The 23,126-nt window shown below is 51.4% G+C and carries 21 protein-coding genes; 8 read left to right on the forward strand and 13 right to left on the reverse strand.

Features of this window, described 5'->3' with window-relative positions; translation table 11 throughout:
- Positions 1-121 precede the first annotated feature (121 nt).
- The gene (fbp, locus tag D9742_RS15630; RefSeq protein ID WP_000853753.1) at positions 122-1,120 is read left to right on the forward strand and encodes a class 1 fructose-bisphosphatase; all 999 of its coding nucleotides are present in this window, start codon (positions 122-124) and stop codon (positions 1,118-1,120) included.
- Positions 1,121-1,157: 37 nt separating this feature from the next.
- Here the strand turns inward: fbp and D9742_RS15635 are convergent, their stop codons facing one another.
- The 5 genes from D9742_RS15635 to ytfQ form a co-directional block, all read right to left on the reverse strand.
- Entirely contained in the window at positions 1,158-1,673 is a 516-nt protein-coding gene (locus D9742_RS15635; RefSeq protein ID WP_130237511.1) for a DUF2569 family protein, read from the reverse strand.
- Between the two features lie 26 nt (positions 1,674-1,699).
- Entirely contained in the window at positions 1,700-2,704 is a 1,005-nt protein-coding gene (gene yjfF, locus D9742_RS15640) for a galactofuranose ABC transporter, permease protein YjfF (protein WP_130237512.1), read from the reverse strand.
- Positions 2,691-3,713: a galactofuranose ABC transporter, ATP-binding protein YtfT gene (ytfT, locus tag D9742_RS15645; protein ID WP_130237513.1), complete on the reverse strand. Its 1,023-nt coding sequence runs from the start codon at positions 3,711-3,713 to the stop codon at positions 2,691-2,693. Before ytfT ends, yjfF begins: the two co-directional genes overlap by 14 nt.
- Positions 3,714-3,726: 13 nt before the next feature.
- Complete coding sequence (gene ytfR, locus D9742_RS15650) at positions 3,727-5,229, reverse strand: galactofuranose ABC transporter, ATP-binding protein YtfR (protein ID WP_130237514.1); 1,503 nt, start codon at positions 5,227-5,229, stop codon at positions 3,727-3,729.
- 304 nt (positions 5,230-5,533) lie between these two features.
- Positions 5,534-6,490: a galactofuranose ABC transporter substrate-binding protein YtfQ gene (gene ytfQ / locus D9742_RS15655; protein ID WP_064525873.1), complete on the reverse strand. Its 957-nt coding sequence runs from the start codon at positions 6,488-6,490 to the stop codon at positions 5,534-5,536.
- 308 nt (positions 6,491-6,798) lie between these two features.
- Between ytfQ and ppa the strand changes: the two genes are divergently transcribed.
- Positions 6,799-7,329, forward strand: a complete 531-nt coding sequence (gene ppa / locus D9742_RS15660) for an inorganic diphosphatase (RefSeq protein WP_130237515.1) — start codon at positions 6,799-6,801, stop codon at positions 7,327-7,329.
- 76 nt (positions 7,330-7,405) lie between these two features.
- Here the strand turns inward: ppa and chpB are convergent, their stop codons facing one another.
- The 5 genes from chpB to tamA all read right to left on the reverse strand — a co-directional run bounded on the left by chpB (position 7,406) and on the right by tamA (position 14,066).
- On the reverse strand, positions 7,406-7,756 hold the full coding sequence (gene chpB / locus D9742_RS15665) for an endoribonuclease toxin ChpB (RefSeq protein ID WP_130237516.1): 351 nt from the start codon (positions 7,754-7,756) through the stop codon (positions 7,406-7,408).
- Positions 7,750-8,001, reverse strand: coding sequence for an AbrB/MazE/SpoVT family DNA-binding domain-containing protein (locus tag D9742_RS15670; RefSeq protein WP_130237517.1), 252 nt, complete (start codon positions 7,999-8,001; stop codon positions 7,750-7,752). Before D9742_RS15670 ends, chpB begins: the two co-directional genes overlap by 7 nt.
- 208 nt (positions 8,002-8,209) lie before the next feature.
- Positions 8,210-8,554, reverse strand: coding sequence for a gamma-glutamylcyclotransferase (locus D9742_RS15675; RefSeq protein WP_064525865.1), 345 nt, complete (start codon positions 8,552-8,554; stop codon positions 8,210-8,212).
- Between the two features lie 2 nt (positions 8,555-8,556).
- On the reverse strand, positions 8,557-12,336 hold the full coding sequence (gene tamB / locus D9742_RS15680) for an autotransporter assembly complex protein TamB (protein WP_130237518.1): 3,780 nt from the start codon (positions 12,334-12,336) through the stop codon (positions 8,557-8,559).
- A complete protein-coding gene (gene tamA, locus D9742_RS15685) occupies positions 12,333-14,066 on the reverse strand; it encodes an autotransporter assembly complex protein TamA (protein ID WP_130237519.1) in 1,734 nt (577 codons plus the stop codon). The genes tamB and tamA overlap by 4 nt, the downstream gene beginning before the upstream one ends.
- A gap of 205 nt (positions 14,067-14,271) precedes the next feature.
- Between tamA and msrA the strand changes: the two genes are divergently transcribed.
- Together msrA and D9742_RS15695 are read left to right on the forward strand one after the other, a co-directional pair.
- Positions 14,272-14,910 carry a peptide-methionine (S)-S-oxide reductase MsrA gene (gene msrA, locus D9742_RS15690; RefSeq protein ID WP_130237520.1) on the forward strand — a complete coding sequence of 213 codons (639 nt, stop codon included), beginning with the start codon at positions 14,272-14,274 and terminating at the stop codon, positions 14,908-14,910.
- 187 nt (positions 14,911-15,097) lie between these two features.
- Complete coding sequence (locus D9742_RS15695; RefSeq protein ID WP_130237521.1) at positions 15,098-16,441, forward strand: hemolysin family protein; 1,344 nt, start codon at positions 15,098-15,100, stop codon at positions 16,439-16,441.
- Between the two features lie 60 nt (positions 16,442-16,501).
- On the opposite strand, the gene D9742_RS15700 is transcribed toward D9742_RS15695, so the two are convergent.
- Positions 16,502-16,708: a DUF1107 domain-containing protein gene (locus D9742_RS15700; RefSeq protein ID WP_000689228.1), complete on the reverse strand. Its 207-nt coding sequence runs from the start codon at positions 16,706-16,708 to the stop codon at positions 16,502-16,504.
- 324 nt (positions 16,709-17,032) lie between these two features.
- Between D9742_RS15700 and D9742_RS15705 the strand changes: the two genes are divergently transcribed.
- Positions 17,033-17,590, forward strand: coding sequence for a YtfJ family protein (locus D9742_RS15705; protein WP_130237522.1), 558 nt, complete (start codon positions 17,033-17,035; stop codon positions 17,588-17,590).
- Here D9742_RS15705 and cysQ read toward each other — a convergent pair.
- Positions 17,580-18,320: a 3'(2'),5'-bisphosphate nucleotidase CysQ gene (cysQ, locus tag D9742_RS15710; protein WP_130237523.1), complete on the reverse strand. Its 741-nt coding sequence runs from the start codon at positions 18,318-18,320 to the stop codon at positions 17,580-17,582. The genes D9742_RS15705 and cysQ overlap by 11 nt on opposite strands.
- Positions 18,321-18,491: 171 nt before the next feature.
- Here cysQ and cpdB point away from each other — a divergent pair, with 171 nt between their 5' ends.
- On the forward strand, positions 18,492-20,435 hold the full coding sequence (gene cpdB / locus D9742_RS15715) for a 2',3'-cyclic-nucleotide 2'-phosphodiesterase (RefSeq protein ID WP_130237524.1): 1,944 nt from the start codon (positions 18,492-18,494) through the stop codon (positions 20,433-20,435).
- A gap of 212 nt (positions 20,436-20,647) precedes the next feature.
- Here the strand turns inward: cpdB and D9742_RS15720 are convergent, their stop codons facing one another.
- Entirely contained in the window at positions 20,648-21,028 is a 381-nt protein-coding gene (locus D9742_RS15720; protein ID WP_000084622.1) for a helix-turn-helix domain-containing protein, read from the reverse strand.
- A gap of 88 nt (positions 21,029-21,116) precedes the next feature.
- On the opposite strand from D9742_RS15720, the gene qorB reads away from it, so the two are divergent.
- Both qorB and D9742_RS15730 read left to right on the forward strand, forming a co-directional pair.
- A complete protein-coding gene (gene qorB, locus D9742_RS15725; RefSeq protein ID WP_085454677.1) occupies positions 21,117-21,977 on the forward strand; it encodes an NAD(P)H:quinone oxidoreductase in 861 nt (286 codons plus the stop codon).
- Between the two features lie 107 nt (positions 21,978-22,084).
- Positions 22,085-23,050, forward strand: coding sequence for a DMT family transporter (locus tag D9742_RS15730; RefSeq protein ID WP_130237525.1), 966 nt, complete (start codon positions 22,085-22,087; stop codon positions 23,048-23,050).
- Positions 23,051-23,126 lie beyond the last annotated feature (76 nt).

Here is a 23,126-nt window from a genome sequence, read left to right on the forward strand (position 1 = left end):
GAGAAACGCATTTCAGGATAATCCGTAATTTGCTGGCGCGATTCACCTGAGCGCAACATTGAGATTATTTGTTAAGATTGTTGCGGTCGCTTTACTCCATAAACATTGCAGGGAAAGTTTTATGAAAACGTTAGGTGAATTTATTGTCGAAAAGCAGCACGAGTTTTCTCATGCTACCGGTGAGCTCACTGCTTTGCTGTCGGCAATAAAACTGGGCGCCAAGATTATCCATCGCGATATCAACAAAGCTGGACTGGTTGATATCCTGGGTGCCAGCGGTGCTGAGAACGTGCAGGGCGAGGTTCAACAAAAACTCGACTTGTTCGCTAATGAAAAACTGAAAGCCGCACTGAAAGCGCGCGATATCGTTGCGGGCATTGCATCCGAAGAAGAAGATGAGATTGTCGTTTTTGAAGGCTGTGAACACGCAAAATACGTTGTGCTGATGGATCCACTGGATGGCTCGTCCAACATCGATGTTAACGTCTCTGTCGGTACCATTTTCTCCATTTACCGCCGCGTTACACCGGTCGGCACGCCGGTAACGGAAGAAGATTTCCTCCAGCCTGGTAACAAACAGGTTGCTGCAGGTTACGTGGTATACGGCTCCTCTACCATGCTGGTTTACACCACGGGATGCGGTGTTCACGCCTTTACTTACGATCCTTCGCTCGGCGTTTTCTGCCTGTGCCAGGAACGGATGCGCTTCCCGGAGAAAGGAAAAACCTACTCCATCAACGAAGGGAACTACATTAAGTTTCCGAACGGGGTGAAGAAGTACATTAAATTCTGCCAGGAAGAAGATAAGTCAACCAACCGTCCGTATACCTCACGTTATATCGGTTCACTGGTCGCGGATTTCCACCGTAATCTGCTGAAAGGCGGTATTTATCTCTACCCAAGCACCGCCAGCCACCCGGACGGTAAACTGCGTTTACTGTATGAGTGCAACCCGATGGCATTCCTGGCGGAACAAGCGGGCGGTAAAGCGAGCGATGGCAAAGAGCGTATTCTGGATATCATCCCGGAAACCCTGCACCAGCGCCGTTCGTTCTTCGTCGGCAACGACCATATGGTTGAAGATGTCGAACGCTTTATCCGTGAGTTCCCGGACGCGTAAATGAGTAAACGCCGGAGCAGTCCGGCGTTTTCAAGCCTCAATTAACAAAGGTTAATTTGACGCGTTTAGATACGCAAAAATAGGGGATCCAGATTGTAAGCTGGATGATACTTTTCAGAAGCTCCACTGCATCTGTCAATTCAAACGAGGCATTAAGAAAGTGCATTGTTCCCCAAATATCAGCCACAATGAATGCAAATAGTGACAGAAGAAGGGCGATATAATACTGTGGAAGCTGACGTTTCTTGTTAAAAAACAAATAAGTAGTATAAATCACCAGCAGAAGCAAAACGGCATATACGGCGGTTTCCAGAAAAAGCGCTGTCCTGAGCGGTTCTTCATAAATTACGTGAGTAAGCCCCCAAGTATGTATAACTGAATACGCATTCACAAGAATACCAAGCACTAAACCAATTGCCGGCAAAAATAGCCAACCGCCAATTCCCGTAAGCTTTTTATCAGCACAGCCTTTACAATAATCGTCAGGTGGTAAAACAGCCACTCCACAACTTTTACATGTTGTACTTAAATCCTCGCCTTCCTTTGCCCACATAAAAATATCCTTGTATATCAGTAAATTTACTCTTTTATTGTATTTTCCGGACTCACTCTTATTACTGGCGAACTCTGACGATTCTCCCACAGCACCGTTAACCCACGCTGTAATGCAATAAAAATGAATAACAAAATGCCGATGGCGATTTTCGTCCACCATGAACTCAGCGTGCCGTCAAAGTTTATGTAAGTCTGAATGAGTCCCTGAATCGCCACGCCAAAAAGCGTTCCTAATACTGTCCCAACACCGCCGCTTAAAAGTGTACCGCCAATCACCACCGACGCGATAGCGTCCAGTTCCACACCTACGCCTGCCAGCGCGTATCCGGCCTGGGTGTAAATAGAGAAAACAATCCCCGCCAGTGTTGCCAGCCCGGTGGAGAGCATATAAATGCGAATAGTGGTGCTGCGAGTAGAAATTCCCATCAGGTTTGCCGACGTCGCGTTGCCACCAATGGCATATACCTGATTACCAAAACGGGTACGATGCGCGAGGAATATGCCGATAACTACCACCGCCAGCATCAGCAGCCCCATCGCACTTAAGCGACCGCCGCCGGGGATTCTCCACGCAAGGCTTGAGAGCGTGTCATAAATGGGATGGTTAATCGGGATCGATTCTTCCGAAACGAGATAGCTAACGCCACGCAAAAAGAACATCCCTGCCAGGGTAATGATGAACGCGGGGATCTTCAGCGCGTCGATCAGAAGCCCCATAAATGCACCGAAGGTACATCCCATCACCATTACCAGCGGAAACGCCAGCAGCGGCGAGAGACCGAAATCGCCAATCACTTTTGCCAGAAACACGCCGGTAAAGGCGATCACCGAACCGACGGAGAGATCGATCCCACCGGAGAGGATCACAAAGGTCATGCCAACGGCGATGATCCCAAGAAAAGCGTTATCGGTCAGGATATTGCAGATCACTCTTGTGGAAGCAAAACCGGGAAACTGCGTCAGGCAGTAGAGATAGCCCAGCACAAAGACGCCAATGGTGATCATCAGTGGCAAGTTACGTTTTATCACGGCTACGCACTCCTTTAATCAGACTGATAAAGCGTTGCGACTGAACAATCAGCACACAAAGCACCACCACTGCTTTCACCACCTGATTCATCTCTGGCGGAAAACCTGAAAGCAAGATCCCAGTGTTCATTCCCTGAATAATCAGCGCCCCTACCACTGAGAGCAGCAGGTTAAAGCGCCCGCCCATCAGCGATCCACCACCAATCACCACCGCGAGAATGGCATCCAGCTCCAGCCATAATCCGGCATTGTTGGCATCGGCACCGCGAATATCCGCTGCCACGATAATGCCCGCAATCGCCGCACATAGCCCGCTCAACACGTAGGTGAGCATAACGATGATTCGTGTGTTAACTCCGGCATTTTTTGCCGCCCGAATGTTGATACCAACAGCTTCGATAAACATCCCCAGTGCCGTTTTGCGGGTCAACAGCCAGAAGAAGAGAAGCGTCAGCACCGCAATAATGACTGGCGTTGGCAGGAACAACAGCGATCCGCTGCCGAACCATGAGAGATCCGGCGAGTTAAACGTGACGATCTGCCCGGAGGTGATCAGTTGCGCCACGCCGCGCCCGGCAACCATCAGGATCAGAGTGGCGACAAAAGGCTGAATTTTAAGGATCGCCACCAGAATGCCGTTCCACAATCCCGCCAGGATGCCGGTGCCCAGGGCGCTTAACAAAATAATCGGCAGGCTAAATCCCGCGACCGTCATCGCAGCGGTAGTCGCTCCGGCGATAGCCATCACTGCCCCCACAGAGAGATCGATGCCGCCGGTGGCGATCACCAGCGTCATGCCAATCGCCAGTAGCGCTACAGGGGCGGCGCGATTGAGAATATCAATGGGGCTACCGAACAGGCGGCCATCCTGAAGCACCACCTGCCAGAAATGCGGGGCCACCAGGCTGTCGATTACTAGCACCAGTAACAGTGCCACCACCTGCGGCATCCCCGTCGGCCAGCGAAAGCGCTTTTTCGGCGGTGCGGTGTCCGGGAGAGATTGAGGCATCACACTGTTCTCCTTACGCCGCAATGGCGTTCATGATCGCCGGAACGGAAAGCTCTGCCAGCGGGATCTCCGCCACCTGTTTGCGATCGCGCATGATAATCACCCGATCGGCATAACCCACCAGTTCTTCCAGTTCGGAAGAGATCACCAGCAGTGCCAGACCATCGGCGCATAGCGTTTCAATCAGGCGGATGATCTCGGCGTGGGCACCAACGTCAATTCCGCGCGTTGGCTCGTCGAGGATCAGAAATTGCGGACGAGTGAGCAACCAGCGTGAGAGCAACACTTTTTGCTGATTACCGCCGGAGAGAAACTCAATCGGTTGTTCGGTGGAAGGAGTGCGAATGCCAAGCTGGCGGATAAAGCGTTCGGCAATTTCTTGCTGTTCCTTACGGGAAATCGGCCGTAGCCAGCCGCGCTGGGCCTGGAGAGCAAGGATGATGTTTTCCCGCACCGAAGCGGCGGCAATGATACCGTCGGTTTTCCTGTCTTCCGGGCAGAAGCCGATGCCAAGTACCGAAGCCTGATGTGGCGATCGTAGCGTTTGCGATTTGCCTTTGATCAGCGCCGTGCCGCTATCGGCAGGTTTGATGCCGAAGATTACTTCGGCGGTTTCGGTACGTCCGGATCCCAGCAAGCCTGCCAGTCCGACGATCTCACCAGGACGTACTTCCAGATCAAACGGCGCGATCGTTCCTTTCTTGCCGTAATCTTTAAACGCTGCAACGGGATTGTCACTCAGCAATGTTCGCCCGGCACGCTGTAGTGCATGGGTATCCAGCTCGCGCCCCAGCATCATTTTCACCAGTTCGATTTGTGGTAGCTCACGAGTTTCCCGACAGCCAACGAAACTGCCGTTGCGTAATACGGTGATCCGATCGCTTACCTGATAAACCTGATCGAGAAAGTGAGTGACGAAGATCAAGCTGACACCGCGATCGCGAAGCTGGCGCATCAAGCCAAATAGCAACTCTACTTCCTGGGTATCGAGGCTGGCGGTGGGTTCATCGAGGATCAACACTTTGGCAGAGAGATCGATGGCTCGGCAAATAGCGACAATTTGCTGCATCGCGACTGAAAAGCGGTTAAGTGGTTCGCGTACGTCAAGGGAGAAACCGTAAGATGCCATCAGCGCGGTAGCGCGCTTTTCCATCTCTTTGCGCCGTAGCAGACCGAAACGCCTGGGTTCGCGGCCTATGAATAGATTATCAGCAACCGACATATTGGGTAGCAGGTTGACTTCCTGATAGACGGTTCCGATGCCGAGTTGTTGTGCATGGGCGGTGTTTTTTGGTGAGATGGTCTGGCCTTCCAGCCAGATGGTGCCGCGATCGGCGTGGTATACACCGGTTAATGCTTTGATTAGCGTCGATTTTCCCGCCCCGTTTTCACCGAGCAGCGCCATGATTTCGCCACGGCGCAGGCTGAAATCAACGTTATCTAACGCTTTGACGCCGGGGAAAAATTTGCTTAATCCTTCGGTGCGGAGGATTTCCTGGTGTTGGTCGGTCGTCATGGTTTCCCCCTTAGCCACGCTCTAAAAGTCTGGGAATAGATCGTGCCTGATGTTAAGAGCTGCGCCGTTTGTCCCCCTCACCCTAACCCTCTCCCGAAGGGGCGAGGGGACAGATTGTGCACGGTGTTAAGTCCGGTGCTGTACAACCGCCGGATGCGGCGTGAACGCCTTATCCGACACAGAGTATCGAACTCGTAGGCATGATAAGACGCGCCAGCGTCGCATCAGGCATCCATGCACCACTGCCGAATGCGGCGTAAACGCCTTATCTGGCCTACGAATCGGAATCAGACATTGGTATCCCTCAATACCCCATGTTTTTCTTCTTCTCTAACTCTTCTTTTGCGGTATCAGGCAGGTAAAGGGTGGACTTGGTCAGCGTCAGCTTTTCAGGCATGGTGCCGTCTTTTTTATATTTCTCCAGCGCGTCAAATGCCGGACCTGCCATGTTTGGCGTCAGTTCAACACTGGCGTTCGCTTCGCCATCAATCATCGCTTTGTAGATGTCCGGTACGCCGTCGATAGAGCCTGTCAGAATATCTTTGCCTGGTTTCAGGCCCGCTTCTTTAATTGCCTGAATCGCGCCAATTACCATGTCGTCGTTATGGGCGTATACCATGCAGATGTTTTTGCCGTTGTTTTCCGCTTTGATAAAGCTCTCCATCACTTCTTTGCCTTTACTACGGGTAAAGTCACCGGATTGTGAGCGGATAATTTTGATATTTGGCGCATTCTTAATGGCTTCGGCAAAGCCTTTCTTACGGTCAATGGCGACGCTGGCCCCAACGGTGCCCTGTAACTCAACCACGTTACACGGTTTGCCATTGACCTCTTTGACCAGCCAGTCACCGATCAACTTGCCTTCGAGGATGTTGTCTGCTGTAACGGTGGTCATATAGAGAGATTTGTCTTTCACGTCGATGGAACGGTCAAGCAAAAAGACCGGAATTTCGGCTTCCTTTGCCTCTTTCAAAACGGGTTCCCAACCGGTTGCAACCACCGGGGCGATAAAGATGGCATCTACCCCTTGCGCGACAAAGGAACGTACCGCTTTAATCTGGTTTTCCTGCTTTTGCTGACCATCGGCAATTTTCAGCGTGATACCGCGTTTTTCGGCCTCGCTTTTCGCCACATTAGTTTCTGCTGCGCGCCAGCCGGATTCGGAGCCGACCTGCGAAAATCCTACGGTTAAAGGAGCGGCCAACGCCATAGACGACATGGCTGCCGAGACTGCAGAGACTACAAGTAAGCGTTTCCACATAGGGTTGTCCTCGTCGGGGTGATTATTATTGGTGAAAAGATGTTCGCGAAAAAACTATAGACAATCGGTGATGTAACAGATTGCGTTACATCACACTTCAAAAAAGTAAATTCATTGTTAATCACAAGTTTGTAATCGCTTTCATATCACTATGAAAAATGCGGCTACGGTTATGGATTTTCCAGCTCTGTGAACCGTCTTAAAACTGGCGAAAAAGGAAAATGAGGACGAAAACAAGCGAAGACATTCGGCGCGAGTTGGCTATAATACTCGGCACTTGTTTGCCACATATTTTAAAGGAAACAGACATGAGCTTACTCAACGTTCCTGCGGGTAAAGATCTGCCGGAAGACATCTACGTTGTTATCGAAATCCCGGCTAACGCTGATCCGATCAAATACGAAATCGACAAAGAGAGCGGCGCACTGTTCGTTGACCGCTTCATGTCCACCGCGATGTTCTATCCGTGCAACTACGGCTACATCAACCACACCTTGTCTCTGGACGGTGACCCGGTTGACGTACTGGTCCCGACTCCGTACCCGCTGCAGCCGGGTTCTGTGATCCGTTGCCGTCCGGTTGGCGTTCTGAAAATGACCGACGAAGCCGGTGAAGATGCGAAACTGGTTGCTGTTCCGCACACCAAACTGAGCAAAGAATACGATCACATCAAAGACGTTAACGATCTGCCGGAGCTGCTGAAAGCTCAGATCGCTCACTTCTTCGAGCACTACAAAGACCTCGAAAAAGGCAAGTGGGTGAAAGTTGAAGGTTGGGAAAACGCAGAAGCCGCTAAAGATGAAATCGTTGCTTCCTTCGAGCGCGCAAAGAATAAATAAGTTCTTCTAGCGCAATAACCCTGAACGCCGGACTTCGGTTAGTAAGGGTTTTTTTATGCCCGCAATATATAAACATTTATTCCACCACCGCCTGCAAACGTAATAACGCTTCTTCCACCACCTCGTCCGCAGCCAGACCAATACGCTTTGCCTGGCGGGCGCGTAAATCCATCATTCGCACCTGATTCACCAATACCACGCCATACACATCGCCTTCTTCGCAATGTAACGGAACGCTAAATCCGGCATAACGGGCAAAATTTCCGCCCTGAGTAATGGGTGCCACCAACGTCATTCCCAGTTGATTAAAGGCTTGAACGGAGAGTACAAGCGCAGGTCGGCCAGCACCTTGCTGTTCATGGCCGCTTGCTGGATCAAAGCCGACCAGCACAATGTCTCCCCGTTCAAATTCGCTTCGCTTTACCATATTTCGTCACCCGTAGGGGTGGATTTACCCCAGACATCCTGCTCGCTAATCTCCGGTGCGTTCATGTCGCATTGCGCCAGCAGTTCTTCAAGCGAGTAGCGCTTCGAGACGGGGGTCAAAATCAGTTGGTTATTGCTCACCTGCGCCTCCACGCTCTGCCCCGGCTGTAAGTTAAGTTCTTTCATTACGATATTGGGAATGATCATACCTGCACTGTTCCCCCATCTTTTTATGGTAATACGCATCTGCACCTCCTTAAGTTATACAAAGTATAACTCACGGTGCTACAGGAAACGTTTTACCCCTGCGCATTTGTGAACACCAGCAGAGATTTTTATGCGTTAACGGATATGGAAAGCGGCTCGGAGAGAAAAGAAACTGGTGGGAAAGTTACAAAACTGATTGCGAGGGGCATCGCAAAAAACAACGCCACCCGAAGGTGGCGCGTTTATATCATGACTTATCCCTGTCTAACCAGTCGCCGCTAGCTATCAGCTTTAATCCATCGACGGGTCGTTGATATACGTACATCCATGCACTCCCATACGGCGTCTGAATCAACTGGCGCGCGTATTCACCGCCCCTGGTGCGCAAGGCATCAAGTTCGGCCAGCGTGGCGTTGTCAATACGATAAACTTCACCATGTACCGTTCCGTTTCCCGGAACTGCGCCTGGATAGTGGCCCAGGCTATACAACTGGTAGTTATCGATACTGAAGTCGCCCAGCAACTGAGCATTAGTCATCCAGTGGCTGTTGCCTTGTTTGTGGCGTAAACTGCCGTAGACAAATATTCGCATAGCTAAAACTCGAACTGATAGAGCAAATCCAGTGCCTGATCTACACCAGACACGGCTTCCAGATATAGCTTAGGCATCAGGCGATAACGTAACGTGAGTGTTGCTATAGAGTCAAATATCCCCACGCCGTATTTCACTTGTAAGCCTGGTAATACATAGCCGCTGACCACCACCTGGGAAGAATCACCTACTCCCTCGGTGTCGAGCGCTAAATTACTTACGCCAAATGTCTCGCCGATTTTACCCACAATCTGGCAACTTTGCGCAACCCCCAGGCCAATCAGCATCGAAGTCATCGCCGCGCTGTCACTCTGATCGCTCTCCAGACCTTGTCCACGTAGCAAATAAGACAATGCTGCCTGTTGTGACATCGCCGGGTCAGAGAAAATCTCCGCTTTCGGTTCGTCCGCCAGACCAGTGACGCGAACTCCGGCGATTACGTCGTCTTCTGTAGCATCCGGGTTACGAATAGCTTCGATATTGAGATACGGCTGGTCCGGTGGACCAGAGAACAGCAGCTCGCCCTTACGCACAATCAGATCCTGGCCATAAGCATGGAAGCGGCCTTCAGGGATGTTGATTTGCCCGTTCAGGCCCAGACCTTGTTTGTCCTGTACGACATTGAGATCGCCCGTCAGCCGCGCCTTCAGGCCAAAAGCATCAATGCGCACGTTGTTGCCAACGTGAACAATCAGGTTGCTGTTGATCGGAATTGACGCGGTTTTCGTCTCCTCCGGTTGCAGGTTATCGTTGAGCATCACAACATCGCTGGAAACACCCACCGCACTTTCCGGCAGATCGTGTACCACAATGCGCGCCCACGGTACATCCACGCGACCATCGAGGGTAAACAGGCTTGGTGTCGCTTCGAACACGATATCAGGCGACACGTCCATTCGCACCATCGGCGGTACGGTTATCCGTACCTTACTGCCTTTCGCCGTTACCCTCGCCCGCCAGTTTTCAATCTGGCTCCAGTCAGCATCACCGTTCAGGTAGATGTCGCCCTGCTGAGTCCTCACGGTCCCCGCAAGCGTCGATCGCATACCGTTAAAATTAACCGCAAGCTGGCTCGGCTGCATATCAAATGGCATAAAGTTGCCGTCAATATCCACGCCCGTGACCTGTAGCTGACCAAACAATTGCGGACTTTGCACATCACCGCCCAGACGTAGGTTAGCGCTCACCATCCCCGCCGCTTTTTCACCACGTGTAAAGATGGGGTTCACCATCGCGAGGTTAAAGTTACGGATGTTGACGTTGCCGCCAAGATTCCGGCGGCCTTGCGGATCGGTCACCTGCACCTGACCATCAAACTGACCGTTATTGGTCAGACGGATGGTCCAGCCCAGCTCGGCCCGGTTGTTACGCAACTCCGCCGTCAGATTCAGCGTCTGAAACGCCACCGGTAGCGCCGCATCGTTGACGGTTTGCGTCACCTGCACGTTACGTCCAGAAAGGGTGATACTGCCCTGTGGCAGCCCCTCTTTGGTGGTGTCCCAGGCAACGTCTGCTTTACCCGTGAAGATACCGCTTGCCTGAGTAGTTTCCGGCATAAACGGTTTCAGCATTGCCAGATCGAAGCGGTTGAGATTCACTACCGCACGGCCTTCAGCCCCGGCATCAATGGTTTGCGGCACGCACAGTTCCGCATTCGGGTTAAGCCAACAGTGTGGCCCGATGCTGATTTTTTGCTCCTGATTGCGGTAGTCCAGCGCAATATCGCGGGTCAGCGACCACGGTCCGACCGGCGTCTGGAAGCGCGTATTACTCAGTGTTCCCTTCCAGCGTTCTTCTTTGCGATCAAAGCTACCCGCCAGGTTCAGTTGACCGGACACCGGCTCGCCCTGAATCCGCAGTTGCAACTCGTGCTGCTTTTCGCTGCCTTTCGCGTTCAGAGTAACAAGGTTGATATTCACATCCGGTTGCGAGATTTGCTCAACGCGCACGTCGAGTTTACCCGCAATCTGATCGGTGGATTTGATGTCGCCTTCTACGCGAACCTGCGCCACAGAGAGTTCCTGCCAGCGCAAGCCGCGCGCGGTGATATCCGCCAGCAACTGCGGCGCTTCCACCGTACCGCGAACTTTCACCAGCCCTTTCGCTGTACCGCCAAGTCCTGGCAGCGCGTTATCCAGCCCTGGCGCGTTGATAGTGGCGTCAAGATTGAGATCTTTCACCCCCAACTCGCCTTTCACTTCGGCACTGTTTGGCCCCAGTTCCAGATGCAGACCAGGGATCATCCACTGCATATAACTATTGCCTTTCAGCGTGCCCTCAACGTTCACTTTGTTATGTTTAACGTTGCCGGTCAGCTTCAACTCCGGCACGTCCATCTGCCAGGTCCCGCCGTACAGGCTACCGCGCGTTTTGATCAAACCATTGAGTTTCGATGGCCAATCCGGGAACTCTTTCGCCGTATTAATGCCGTTGAACGTCAATTCGCCGCGCCAACTAATTGCCTGCTGCCAGTCGAGCAGCGCCTTCAGCTCGGTTTTTCCTTCCAGCGCCGCAACGGTGAGTTTGTCGAGATTTACCTGCTGTTCATTCCCTTTCGCATCAAGGGTAATGGTCGCTGGCGGGACCTCCTGCCCTTTCACCGCCGTACGCATAGACAGCGTGTAATCGGTCATTTTGCCGGTGAGTTTCAGTTTCAGGTCATCCGCCTGATACTGTTTCTCACCAGTGAACGGCCAGTAAAGCTGTTTGCTGTTCACTTCCACGTTGAGCGGTAGTCCAGCTTCCGCCAACCGCGTCTGGGCGCGTAAATCCATATCCACCGGACCGGAAAGGTTAACGCCTAACTCCAGTTGTTCGCGCAGCGCGCCGCCCACTTTCAGCTTCACTTTTTCACCTTTCAACGGCTCCACGTTCAGCGTGCTGTTGAGAGTGATATCTACCGGCCAGTTGTTGGACAATTGTGCCGTACCGCTGGCATTGACGATCCCCTGGTTAGAGTCAATATCCAGCGCATCCAGTTTGGTATTGCCGTCGATGCTGCTCACTTTCAGCAGCATGGTGCTCACGGTGATATCCGTGTCGCCTGTCACGCGCAGTTGCTCGCCTTTAAACTCTTCAATGTTCAGGTTAAGCGGCAAATGCACGTCGGTCATTTCCGGCAATACCGGGCGAGAAAAGAGATCTTTCAGCGTTTCACCGAGCGGTTTTTCATCAGGCTGCGGATTTTCAATCTTCGGTTCGACCACTTCTTCCTGTGCCACCTCCGCCACTTTCGGCAAGGCAATCAGCAAGCCTTTCAGCGACGTCGGTTTCAGGGTCAGGGTTTTCTCCTGCCAGTTCAGGCCGGAAGTGAAGTCCATCACCGAAACAGTCGTGTCATCAATCTTGATGTTGACGTTATCCAGTGCCACCCGTGTCAGGGTGATGGGATACGGCGTGGAGAGATCCAGCGGACCGCTATCTTCCTCTTCTTCAACCTGTTCAGAAGGAGGCATTTTTTTACTGTCGATATTGACCTGAATGTCTTTCAACGCCAGGTCATTAATGCAAACGCTGCTGTTCCACAGACAATCCAGCCCAACGGCCAGGTGCAGATTGCCCGCTTTTACCGCCACGCCGGGCTGCTCATAACGAACGTCAGACAGGGTAAGGTCACGCCAGCCGCCAGTGACCTTGCCAATGTCCAGTCCTGGTACCCAGCGGTCCGCCGCTTTAAATACCAGATGCAGGCCGCTGGTGGTGCCAACCAGAAATGCCACCGAGCCCAACAGTAGTAAGATGACGATAACCGCGCCGAGGCTGATTTTTTTCCATAAACTCATAATTCTGGCCCCAGACCGATGTAAAACTGTAACCCGTGCTCGTCTTTATCCGCGACCGGTACGGCGAAATCGAGCTTGATCGGCCCGACCGGCGACTCCCAGCGCACGCCGACCCCGGTGCCGGTTTTGAAGTCGCTGCGGCGGATATCACTCACCGCTTCACCGCTATCGACAAACACTGCGCCCCACCATTTTCCCGTCACGTTGTACTGGTACTCCAGCGATCCGGTAATTAGCTTTGATGCCCCTTTCAGGTCACCATTGTCATATTTCGGCGCAATAGATTTGTATTTATAGCCGCGAATACTGCGGTCGCCCCCGGCGAAGAAACGCAGATCCGGCGGTACTTTGTCGAAGTCACCGGTTTCAATCCAGCCCAACGTGCCGCGCGTAACAAAGCGATGGCGATCGTACAGTGTGCGGATCCAGACGTTCTGTGCCTGGAAAACGGAGAAATCGACATCCGATCCCCAGGCCGTGTTGGAGTAGTCGATAGAGTAACGCTGCGAATCGCCCCAGGTCGGCATCAGGCCGCCACGCGATCGCGTCCGGCTAATCATCACCCCTGGATAAAACAGCATTGTGGTGTTAGTAATTTCACCCTGAGTAAAGTGGTCGAGACTCCAGCGCAGGTTAATGGCGCGCTGCCAGCCGCTGGAAAGATCCCAGTACCGGGAAGCGACCAGGGTAGTGGAATCGGATTCGGTGTCATTAAGATCGGTACGCTTAAAGCCACCCTGTACCAGATAATATTGCTCCAGCGGATTTTTCAGCAGCGGCATTTTATAGCTGAAGTCGAGGGTTTGTTCTGGCGCAGAAATACTGGTACTGGTGGTCAGGCTGTGGCCATACGAGTTCATCCACGGCTTTTTCCACGTCGCTTTAACGCGTGGCCCAACGTCCGTTGAGTACCCCACACCTGTTTCAATGGTGTTTTCCGTGCGTGGCGAAACGACACCCGTCAACGGCAATACTTTTGTTTCTCGCGCTTTATCAAATTGCGGCGCCACTACCACCGAATTAAACCAGCCAGTCGCAGAAAGGCGACGGTTCAGTTCCGCCAGATCTTTTGACTCGTATTCATCGCCTTCTTTGAACGGTACCAGGTTTTGCAGGTACTCGTCGCGAATTTGCGAACCTTCAAAAGTGACATGCCCAAAGCGGTAACGTTCACCACTGTTGTAATCAATATCCCAGTAAGCTTTATGCAGGCCGAGCGCTATGCCTAACTGAGCTTTGGTAAATTCGCTATCGAAATAGCCTTTACGCAGCGCAATACTGGTTAAGGACTTTTTGAAATTTTCATAATCGCCCTGATTTAGCACCGTACCTATAGCCGGGCGAGTATCGAGCAATTTCAAATAGTCTTTATCGGTCCGCGCGCCGCCGCGCAATACCACATCGGTGCCGCCAATTAACACCGGCACGCCTGGCGTGACTTTGGCGATCAATACCTGCCGCCCCTTCTTTGGCGGTGGCTGGAGATCAAATTCAATTGTTGGCTGGTAATAGCCCAGTGCTTTTAGGCCTTCCCGGATGGCATCATCAACACGTGCGCGAAAGCGCCGGTCTGGCGTTACTTCATCACTTTGAATCGTAGAAAGCTGTGCACGAACGTTTTTTTCCAGCTGTCCCGATAACCCTTCCACCTGTAGACGGACATTCGCGGCGATGGCAGAACCACTAAAGCAGAGTAAGCTTACACAGCATAACTGTCGGATATAGCGCACATTTTCTCCTGAATATCCTTTATTCCTGCCCCTGGAACTCCGTTAAACGGCTTAACAATAATCCAGCAATATGGATTAAAAAGCAGACTAAACCCAAAATATTACTTATGTTTTACTTTAGACCCATTCACGGGGGTTATTGTGTGCAAATACGTCTCTTGTTACAACCTAAACCCCTATGACCGACTTTCGGGAGAACGACACCATGAGTTTATTTGATAAAAAGCATCTGGTTTCCCCCGCCGATGCCCTTCCTGGACGTAATACCCCGATGCCCGTCGCTACGCTGCATGCGGTCAACGGTCACTCAATGACAAATGTGCCTGACGGAATGGAGATCGCCATTTTTGCGATGGGCTGTTTCTGGGGCGTTGAACGCCTTTTCTGGCAACTTCCCGGTGTTTACAGTACCGCCGCAGGCTACACCGGCGGTTACACGCCAAACCCGACTTATCGGGAAGTGTGTTCCGGTGATACCGGCCACGCCGAAGCGGTGCGAGTGGTTTACGATCCGTCGGTAATCAGCTATGAACAACTGTTGCAGGTGTTCTGGGAAAACCACGATCCTGCACAAGGGATGCGTCAAGGTAATGATCACGGCACGCAGTACCGTTCCGCAATTTACCCGCTGACGCCAGAACAGGATGCCGCCGCCCGCGCCAGTCTGGAACGTTTTCAGGCCGCAATGCTCACCGCCAATGACGATCGCCAGATAACCACCGAGATTGCTAACGCCACACCGTTCTATTATGCCGAAGATGACCACCAACAGTATCTACATAAAAACCCTTATGGCTATTGCGGAATTGGCGGAATAGGCGTTTGTCTGCCGCCTGAAGTGTAGTATTAAAAGGTAGAGCCAAAGTGAAATGAGACAAAAATTTAACCCTCTGGCGACTTTACAGTACCTTACGCTATACTAGCCTCTGAAAATGCCGGTTCACTCTCTTCGAATCGGCTTTCAATGTGTATTTCACACAAATTAATCAACTTCCCCTTCCGAGGATCTGACCTGAACGGTTAGATAAGATATGTTAAACAGTATTTTAGTCATACTCTGCTTGATCGCTGTAAGTGCGTTCTTCTCGATGTCCGAGATCTCGCTTGCCGCCTCACGCAAAATCAAACTTAAACTGCTGGCTGATGAAGGCAATATAAATGCCCAACGCGTTATGAATATGCAGGAAAATCCCGGCATGTTCTTTACCGTGGTACAAATCGGTCTGAACGCAGTGGCGATTCTCGGCGGTATCGTCGGTGATGCAGCGTTCTCCCCGGCTTTTAACAGCCTTTTCTCCCGCTATATGTCGGCGGAACTCTCTGAGCAACTGAGCTTTATTCTCTCTTTCTCGTTAGTGACTGGCATGTTTATCCTGTTTGCGGATTTAACCCCGAAACGCATCGGTATGATTGCGCCAGAAGCTGTTGCTTTGCGTATCATCAACCCGATGCGCTTCTGCCTGTTCATCTGCACCCCGCTGGTGTGGTTCTTCAACGGCCTCGCAAATATGATTTTCCGCATCTTTAAACTGCCGATGGTGCGTAAGGATGACATCACTTCCGATGATATTTACGCGGTAGTAGAAGCAGGGGCGCTGGCGGGGGTATTACGGAAACAAGAGCATGAACTGATTGAAAACGTGTTCGAGCTTGAATCCCGTACTGTCCCGTCTTCTATGACTCCGCGTGAGAACGTTATCTGGTTCGATCTCCACGAAGACGAGCAAAGTCTGAAGAATAAAGTGGCGGAACATCCGCACTCAAAATTCCTCGTCTGTAATGAAGATATCGACCACATCATCGGCTATGTGGATTCGAAAGATCTGCTTAACCGCGTGCTGGCCAATCAAAGCCTGGCGCTGAATAGTGGCGTACAAATTCGCAATACACTGATCGTGCCAGACACACTGACCCTTTCTGAGGCGCTGGAGAGTTTTAAAACTGCGGGTGAAGACTTTGCTGTAATCATGAATGAATACGCGCTGGTTGTGGGGATCATCACCCTCAACGACGTGATGACCACACTGATGGGCGATCTGGTGGGTCAGGGTCTGGAAGAGCAGATTGTGGCGCGTGATGAGAACTCATGGCTAATCGATGGTGGAACACCGATTGATGACGTGATGCGTGTACTGGATATTGACGAGTTCCCGCAGTCAGGCAATTACGAAACCATTGGCGGCTTTATGATGTTTATGCTGCGTAAGATCCCCAAACGCACTGATGCGGTGAAGTTCTCCGGCTACAAATTTGAAGTGGTGGATATTGATAACTACCGTATCGACCAGTTACTGGTAACGCGGATCGATAGCAAAGCCACCGCCCTTTCACCAAAGTTATCTGACGCTAAAGATAAAGAAGAAAGCGTCGCATAACCTCAGAAACATCAACGGCTCCTGAATCAGGAGCCGTCTTATTACTGCATAGCACGTTGGTTAAGCCATCTCTGTTTGCAGACGCATAACCTGACGGTTAACTTCGGACATCACTGACAAATGCAGTTTATCCTTCACTTTTGGGATAAGAATCTTACCCTTATCAAATTCAAAAGCGCCAACATCCTTGATGTATAACCGCCCACGAAACAGGATCTTCACGTACTTCGCCACTTGCAGTGGGTTGTACCGTTGGAAAATTTTCATTGTTGTCTCCTGCTGAGTATTACGCCTTTGCGGTACCACAATCGGTCCAACTATTATGAGGCGCAAATTTTAATGCCTAATGACTATAGACTACTGCGGTAATGTTTCCAGCCTGTATTAGTTTTTTTACCGTAACGTTACAATTATTCAGAATTATCTTTTCGCCTAATCAGAATCTTTAGTATAAGCATTCATTTTTCATATGATTTGTGCGCTTGTCCGCAAACTGGCATCACGCTTGCGGGATTTTCGATAAATAGCACATATGATTAAAAGTCAGACCCAAGTGGTCGGATCACCTGCATATCATAAGAAGGAAACACCATGACTCTACGCAAGATTCTGGCCCTCACCTGTCTGCTACTGCCGATGATGGCCTCCGCACATCAGTTCGAAACCGGTCAGCGAGTACCGCCGATTGGCATTACCGATCGTGGCGAGTTGGTGCTTGATAAAGATCAGTTTAGCTACAAAACCTGGAACAGCGCGCAGTTAGCAGGAAAAGTGCGAGTGCTACAACATATTGCCGGTCGCACGTCAGCCAAAGAGAAAAATGCGACGCTGATAGAAGCGATTAAATCGGCGAATTTGCCGCACGATCGCTACCAGACCACCACCATTGTCAACACTGATGACGCCATTCCAGGTTCCGGCATGTTTGTCCGCAGCAGTCTGGAAAGTAATAAAAAGCTTTATCCGTGGTCGCAGTTTATTGTCGATAGCAACGGCGTCGCGCGCGGTGCCTGGCAGTTGGATGAGGAGAGTTCTGCCATTGCAGTGCTCGATAAAGACGGCCGTGTGCAATGGGCGAAGGACGGGGCGCTCACCCAGGAAGAGGTGCAGCAAGTGATGGCCTTGCTGCATAAGTTGCTCAATAAATAGAAACTCTGAATCCTGGATTCAGAAACGATTCACGCGGGGTATAATCCAGCGGTTTACCCTGCCAATCATGAACGTGCGCTCCGGCTGCGGCAGCAACAGCGTGGCCGGCGGCAGTGTCCCAAATATTGGTTGGTCCGAAACGTGGATAGAGCTGCGCCTGCCCTTCCGCCACCAGACAGAATTTCAGCGAAGAGCCAATGGACGTCGTCTGATGTTCGCCAAGCTGTTGCAGATATTCTTTCAGCTCTGCATCCGCATGGGATCGGCTAATAACGACCAGTGGCGGGCGAGCATCGCGTACCTGAATCTGTTTGCGTACACCACACTCTTCTTTCCAGGCTTTGCCTTCCGCCGCACTGTACATAACGTTCATTACTGGCGCATACACCACACCTAAAATCGGTTTTCCGTGGTCGATGAGCGCAATATTAACGGTGAATTCACCGTTACGTTTAATAAACTCTTTCGTGCCATCCAGCGGGTCCACCAGCCAGTAACGCTGCCAGTGCTGACGGACTTCCCAGCCGGGAGGATCTTCTTCAGACAGAATCGGAATATCCGGCGTCAGCGTACGTAAACCGTCCATGATTACGGTATGCGCGGCAATGTCCGCCGCCGTCACCGGTGAGTTATCCGCTTTGCTGACGACGTCCATCGGCTTCGTCCCGTCGTAGACCTGCATAATGGCATCGCCCGCAATCCGTGCGAGTTGACATACTTGTTCTAACATTCTCCACCTCTTTTGTTTCAGTGGTGTTAACTCGTTGTTTTACTTATACCCTATCGTTAAAGAATCCGCCAACTGTGATGGCGTCATCGTTTCCTGATTTATTATTTATGGCATCCTTCAACGCTCTGTATGAAAGACGTTTCATCTACTCGTTCATAAAAGGATGCCCAGATGGTTAAGTTTAGTGCAACGCTCCTTGCTACGCTGATTGCCGCCAGTGTGAATGCGGCAACAGTCGATCTCCGCATAATGGAAACCTCTGATTTGCATAGCAATATGATGGATTTCGATTATTACAAAGACTCCGCCACAGAAAAATTCGGACTGGTTCGTACTGCAAGCTTGATAAACGATGCACGCAATGAAGTAAAAAACAGTGTGCTGGTCGATAACGGCGATTTGATTCAGGGGAGTCCGCTGGCAGATTACATGTCAGCGAAAGGCTTAAAAGCAGGTGAAATCCATCCGGTCTATAAAGCGTTGAATACGCTGGATTATACGGTCGGTACGCTTGGCAACCATGAATTCAACTATGGCCTGGATTACCTGAAAAATGCGCTGGCAGGGGCGAAATTCCCTTATATAAACGCCAACGTCATTGACGCTAAAACCAAACAGCCGATGTTTACGCCGTATTTAATTAAAGACACCGAAGTGGTCGATAAAGACGGAAAAAAACAGACGCTGAAGATTGGCTACATCGGCGTCGTGCCACCGCAGATTATGAGCTGGGATAAAGCCAATTTATCCGGCAAAGTTACCGTTAACGATATTACTGAAACTGTGCGCAAGTACGTACCTGAAATGCGCGAGAAAGGGGCCGATGTTGTTATCGTCCTGGCACATTCTGGGTTGTCTGCCGATCCGTATAAAGTGATGGCGGAAAACTCGGTTTATTATCTCAGTGAAATTCCGGGCGTTGACGCCATTATGTTTGGTCATGCTCACGCAGTCTTCCCGAGTAAAGATTTTGCCGATATTAAAGGCGCGGATATTGCCAGGGGTACGCTGAACGGCGTTCCGGCAGTAATGCCGGGCATGTGGGGGGATCATCTCGGCGTGGTCGATCTGCAACTCAATAATGACAGCGGGAAATGGCAGGTGACGCAGGCGAAAGCGGAAGCTCGCCCGATTTACGACATCGCCAATAAAAAATCCCTTGCAGCGGAAGATAGCAAACTGGTCGATACCCTTAAAGCCGATCACGACGCCACACGCCAGTTTGTCAGCAAGCCAATCGGTAAATCCGCCGACAATATGTATAGCTATCTGGCGCTGGTGCAGGACGATCCGACTGTGCAGGTGGTGAACAACGCACAAAAAGCGTATGTCGAGCATTACATTCAGGGCGATCCCGATCTGGCAAAACTGCCGGTGCTCTCTGCTGCCGCACCGTTTAAAGTCGGTGGGCGCAAAAACGACCCGGCCAGCTATGTGGAAGTAGAAAAAGGTCAACTAACTTTCCGTAATGCCGCCGATCTGTATCTCTATCCCAATACGCTGATTGTGGTGAAAGCCAGCGGTAAAGAGGTGAAAGAGTGGCTGGAGTGCTCCGCCGGGCAGTTTAATCAGATAGACCCCAACAGCACTAAACCACAGTCACTCATCAACTGGGACGGTTTCCGCACCTATAACTTTGATGTTATTGATGGTGTGAATTATCAGATTGATGTTACCCAGCCAGCCCGCTATGACGGCGAATGTCAGGTGATTAATGCCAATGCGGAAAGGATTAAGAACCTGACCTTTAATGGCAAACCGATTGATCCGAACGCCATGTTCCTGGTTGCCACCAATAACTATCGCGCTTACGGCGGCAAATTTGCCGGTACGGGCGACAGCCATATCGCTTTTGCTTCACCGGATGAAAACCGCTCGGTACTGGCAGCGTGGATTGCTGAAGAGTCGAAGCGTGCGGGGGAAGTTCACCCGGCGGCAGATAACAACTGGCGTTTAGCGCCGATTGCTGGCGATAAGAAACTGGATATCCGTTTCGAAACATCCCCGTCAGATAAAGCCGCAGCGTTTATCAAAGAGAAAGGGCAGTATCCGATGAATAAAGTCGCGACCGATGATATCGGGTTTGCGATTTATCAGGTGGATTTGAGTAAGTAATACACATCTTTCTCGGCCTATAAATCATCAACCGCATCCGGCATTTATTGGCGGATGCGATGCTGGCGCATCTTATCCGCCCTACAAGCCATGAACCGTAGGCCGAATAAGCGCAGCGCATCTGGCTCTTTCTGGCGGATGCGATGCTGACGTATCTTATCCGCCCTACAAGCCATGAACCGTAGGCCGAATAAGCGCAGCGCATCTGGCAGTTATGCCGCACGTTCATCCCGCACCGCTAGCACCTCGGGCAAATTCAACTCAATCCAGTCCGCCAGTGCAGCAACCTTTTCACTGACCTGCTCGCCCAGCGGCGTGAGGCTGTATTCCACATGCGGCGGCACTACCGGATACGCGATACGGTTAAGAAAACCATCCTGTTCTAACGCCTGTAACGACTGCGCCAACATCTTTTCACTCACCCCGCCGATTTTGCGCCGCAGGTCGCTAAAGCGATGAGTACCTTCGCGTAGCGCCACCAGAATCAATACGCCCCAACGGCTGGTGACGTGTTTCAACACCTCGCGCGACGGGCACTGTTCAGCGAAGAGATTTCCCTCTTTCAGTTGTTGCGACAGGCTAACCTGACTCATCTCATACTTACCTTTTTGTGCGTACTTACTAAAAGTAAGTTTAGGTGTTAGCGTATTTAAACACAAGACAAAACGATGGAGACTTCCCATGATCGCTATTACTGGTGCCACTGGCCAACTTGGTCACTATGTTATTGAATCCTTGATGAAAACGGTTCCTGCCAGCCAAATAGTGGCTATCGTTCGTAATCCGGCAAAAGCCCAGGCCCTGTCAGCACAAGGCATTACCGTGCGTCAGGCTGACTACGGCGATGAAGCCGCACTGACATCTGCACTTCAGGGAGTGGAAAAACTACTGCTGATCTCTTCCAGCGAAGTGGGTCAACGTGCCCCGCAGCATCGTAATGTTATTAATGCCGCAAAGACGGCTGGCGTGAAATTTATCGCTTATACCAGCCTGCTACATGCAGATACCTCCCCGCTCGGCCTCGCCGATGAGCACATTGAGACGGAGAAAATGTTGGCTGATTCTGGCATCGTTTACACCCTGCTGCGCAACGGCTGGTACAGCGAAAACTACCTCGCCAGCGCCCCGGCAGCACTGGAACACGGCGTATTTATCGGTGCGGCGGGCGATGGCAAAATCGCCTCAGCAACGCGGGCAGATTATGCGGCAGCTGCGGCACGCGTGATTAGCGAAGCCGGTCACGAAGGCAAGGTTTACGAACTGGCGGGCGATAGTGCCTGGACGTTGACACAGTTAGCGGCAGAGCTGACCAAACAGAGCGGCAAACAGGTTACCTATCAAAATCTGAGCGAAGCCGATTTCGCCGCGGCACTGAAAAGCGTCGGACTGCCCGACGGACTGGCGGATATGCTGGCGGATTCTGACGTTGGCGCATCGAAAGGCGGTCTGTTTGATGACAGCAAAACACTTAGCAAATTGATTGGCCACCCAACGACAACGTTAGCCGAAAGCGTAAGCCACCTTTTTAATGTTAATAACTAGTTAATTAAAGTGGCATCCTCCCGCATCCTCTCTGATAATGACGGGATGCCGGGAGCAATCATGTCTGCTTCCTGAACTTTCTTCTGACAGACCAATGGATGCCAGTAATGATTAGCGGCGTGCTGTACGCCCTGTTAGCAGGGTTGATGTGGGGGCTTATTTTTGTCGGGCCGTTGATCGTACCGGAATACCCGGCGATGTTGCAGTCGATGGGGCGCTATCTGGCGTTAGGGTTAATTGCACTGCCCATTGCCTGGCTGGGGCGCGTGCGTCTGCGCCAGTTAGCACGCCGCGACTGGTATACCGCCTTGATGCTCACCATGATGGGCAACCTGATCTATTACTTCTGCCTTGCCAGTGCCATTCAACGTACTGGCGCACCTGTTTCCACGATGATTATCGGCACCCTGCCGGTGGTGATTCCTGTCTTTGCCAATCTGCTTTATAGCCAGCGCGACGGCAAACTAGCGTGGGGAAAGCTCGCCCCGGCACTGATTTGTATTGGCATCGGCCTGGCGTGTGTGAATATTGCTGAGTTAAACCACGGACTCCCCGATTTTGACTGGGCACGTTATACCTCAGGCATCGTGCTGGCGTTAGTTTCCGTGGTCTGCTGGGCGTGGTATGCCTTGCGCAACGCCCGCTGGTTACGAGAAAACCCAGACAAACATCCAATGATGTGGGCAACGGCGCAGGCGTTGGTTACGCTGCCGGTTTCATTCATAGGCTATCTTGTCGCTTGTTACTGGCTGAATACGCAAACGCCGGACTTCTCTCTCCCCTTTGGCCCTCATCCGCTGGTGTTTATTAGCCTGATGATTGCTATTGCCGTGCTTTGCTCATGGGTCGGCGCACTTTGCTGGAACGTCGCCAGCCAGCGATTACCGACAGTGATTCTCGGGCCGCTGATTGTTTTCGAAACGCTGGCAGGTTTGCTGTACACCTTTTTGTTACGCCAGCAAATGCCGCCGCTGATGACGCTGAGCGGTATCGCGCTGTTAGTGGTTGGCGTGGTCATTGCGGTCAGAGCAAAACCGGAAAAGCCTTTAACTGAACCTGTCTCTGAAAGTTGACACACTGGCAGTGAGTTAAATAATCCTCTGCTACGTAAGGGTTATAGCTTTTACCTTAAAGATGCATTTAAAATAC

Origin of the sequence: Escherichia sp. E1V33, assembly GCF_004211955.1 — a bacterium.
Lineage (GTDB): Bacteria > Pseudomonadota > Gammaproteobacteria > Enterobacterales > Enterobacteriaceae > Escherichia.

Bases quoted from the DNA above. Each gene is read 5' to 3' on its own strand.
- ytfT (WP_130237513.1), bottom strand. From the start codon at position 3,713: ATGCCTCAATCTCTCCCGGACACCGCACCGCCGAAAAAGCGCTTTCGC.
- D9742_RS15670 (WP_130237517.1), bottom strand. From the start codon at position 8,001: ATGCGTATTACCATAAAAAGATGGGGGAACAGTGCAGGTATGATCATT.
- chpB (WP_130237516.1), bottom strand. From the start codon at position 7,756: ATGGTAAAGCGAAGCGAATTTGAACGGGGAGACATTGTGCTGGTCGGC.
- qorB (WP_085454677.1), top strand. From the start codon at position 21,117: ATGATCGCTATTACTGGTGCCACTGGCCAACTTGGTCACTATGTTATT.
- tamB (WP_130237518.1), bottom strand. From the start codon at position 12,336: ATGAGTTTATGGAAAAAAATCAGCCTCGGCGCGGTTATCGTCATCTTA.
- D9742_RS15675 (WP_064525865.1), bottom strand. From the start codon at position 8,554: ATGCGAATATTTGTCTACGGCAGTTTACGCCACAAACAAGGCAACAGC.
- D9742_RS15695 (WP_130237521.1), top strand. From the start codon at position 15,098: ATGTTAAACAGTATTTTAGTCATACTCTGCTTGATCGCTGTAAGTGCG.
- cpdB (WP_130237524.1), top strand. From the start codon at position 18,492: ATGGTTAAGTTTAGTGCAACGCTCCTTGCTACGCTGATTGCCGCCAGT.
- D9742_RS15730 (WP_130237525.1), top strand. From the start codon at position 22,085: ATGATTAGCGGCGTGCTGTACGCCCTGTTAGCAGGGTTGATGTGGGGG.
- fbp (WP_000853753.1), top strand. From the start codon at position 122: ATGAAAACGTTAGGTGAATTTATTGTCGAAAAGCAGCACGAGTTTTCT.
- cysQ (WP_130237523.1), bottom strand. From the start codon at position 18,320: ATGTTAGAACAAGTATGTCAACTCGCACGGATTGCGGGCGATGCCATT.
- D9742_RS15720 (WP_000084622.1), bottom strand. From the start codon at position 21,028: ATGAGTCAGGTTAGCCTGTCGCAACAACTGAAAGAGGGAAATCTCTTC.
- ytfR (WP_130237514.1), bottom strand. From the start codon at position 5,229: ATGACGACCGACCAACACCAGGAAATCCTCCGCACCGAAGGATTAAGC.
- D9742_RS15705 (WP_130237522.1), top strand. From the start codon at position 17,033: ATGACTCTACGCAAGATTCTGGCCCTCACCTGTCTGCTACTGCCGATG.
- D9742_RS15635 (WP_130237511.1), bottom strand. From the start codon at position 1,673: ATGTGGGCAAAGGAAGGCGAGGATTTAAGTACAACATGTAAAAGTTGT.
- ytfQ (WP_064525873.1), bottom strand. From the start codon at position 6,490: ATGTGGAAACGCTTACTTGTAGTCTCTGCAGTCTCGGCAGCCATGTCG.
- msrA (WP_130237520.1), top strand. From the start codon at position 14,272: ATGAGTTTATTTGATAAAAAGCATCTGGTTTCCCCCGCCGATGCCCTT.
- D9742_RS15700 (WP_000689228.1), bottom strand. From the start codon at position 16,708: ATGAAAATTTTCCAACGGTACAACCCACTGCAAGTGGCGAAGTACGTG.
- ppa (WP_130237515.1), top strand. From the start codon at position 6,799: ATGAGCTTACTCAACGTTCCTGCGGGTAAAGATCTGCCGGAAGACATC.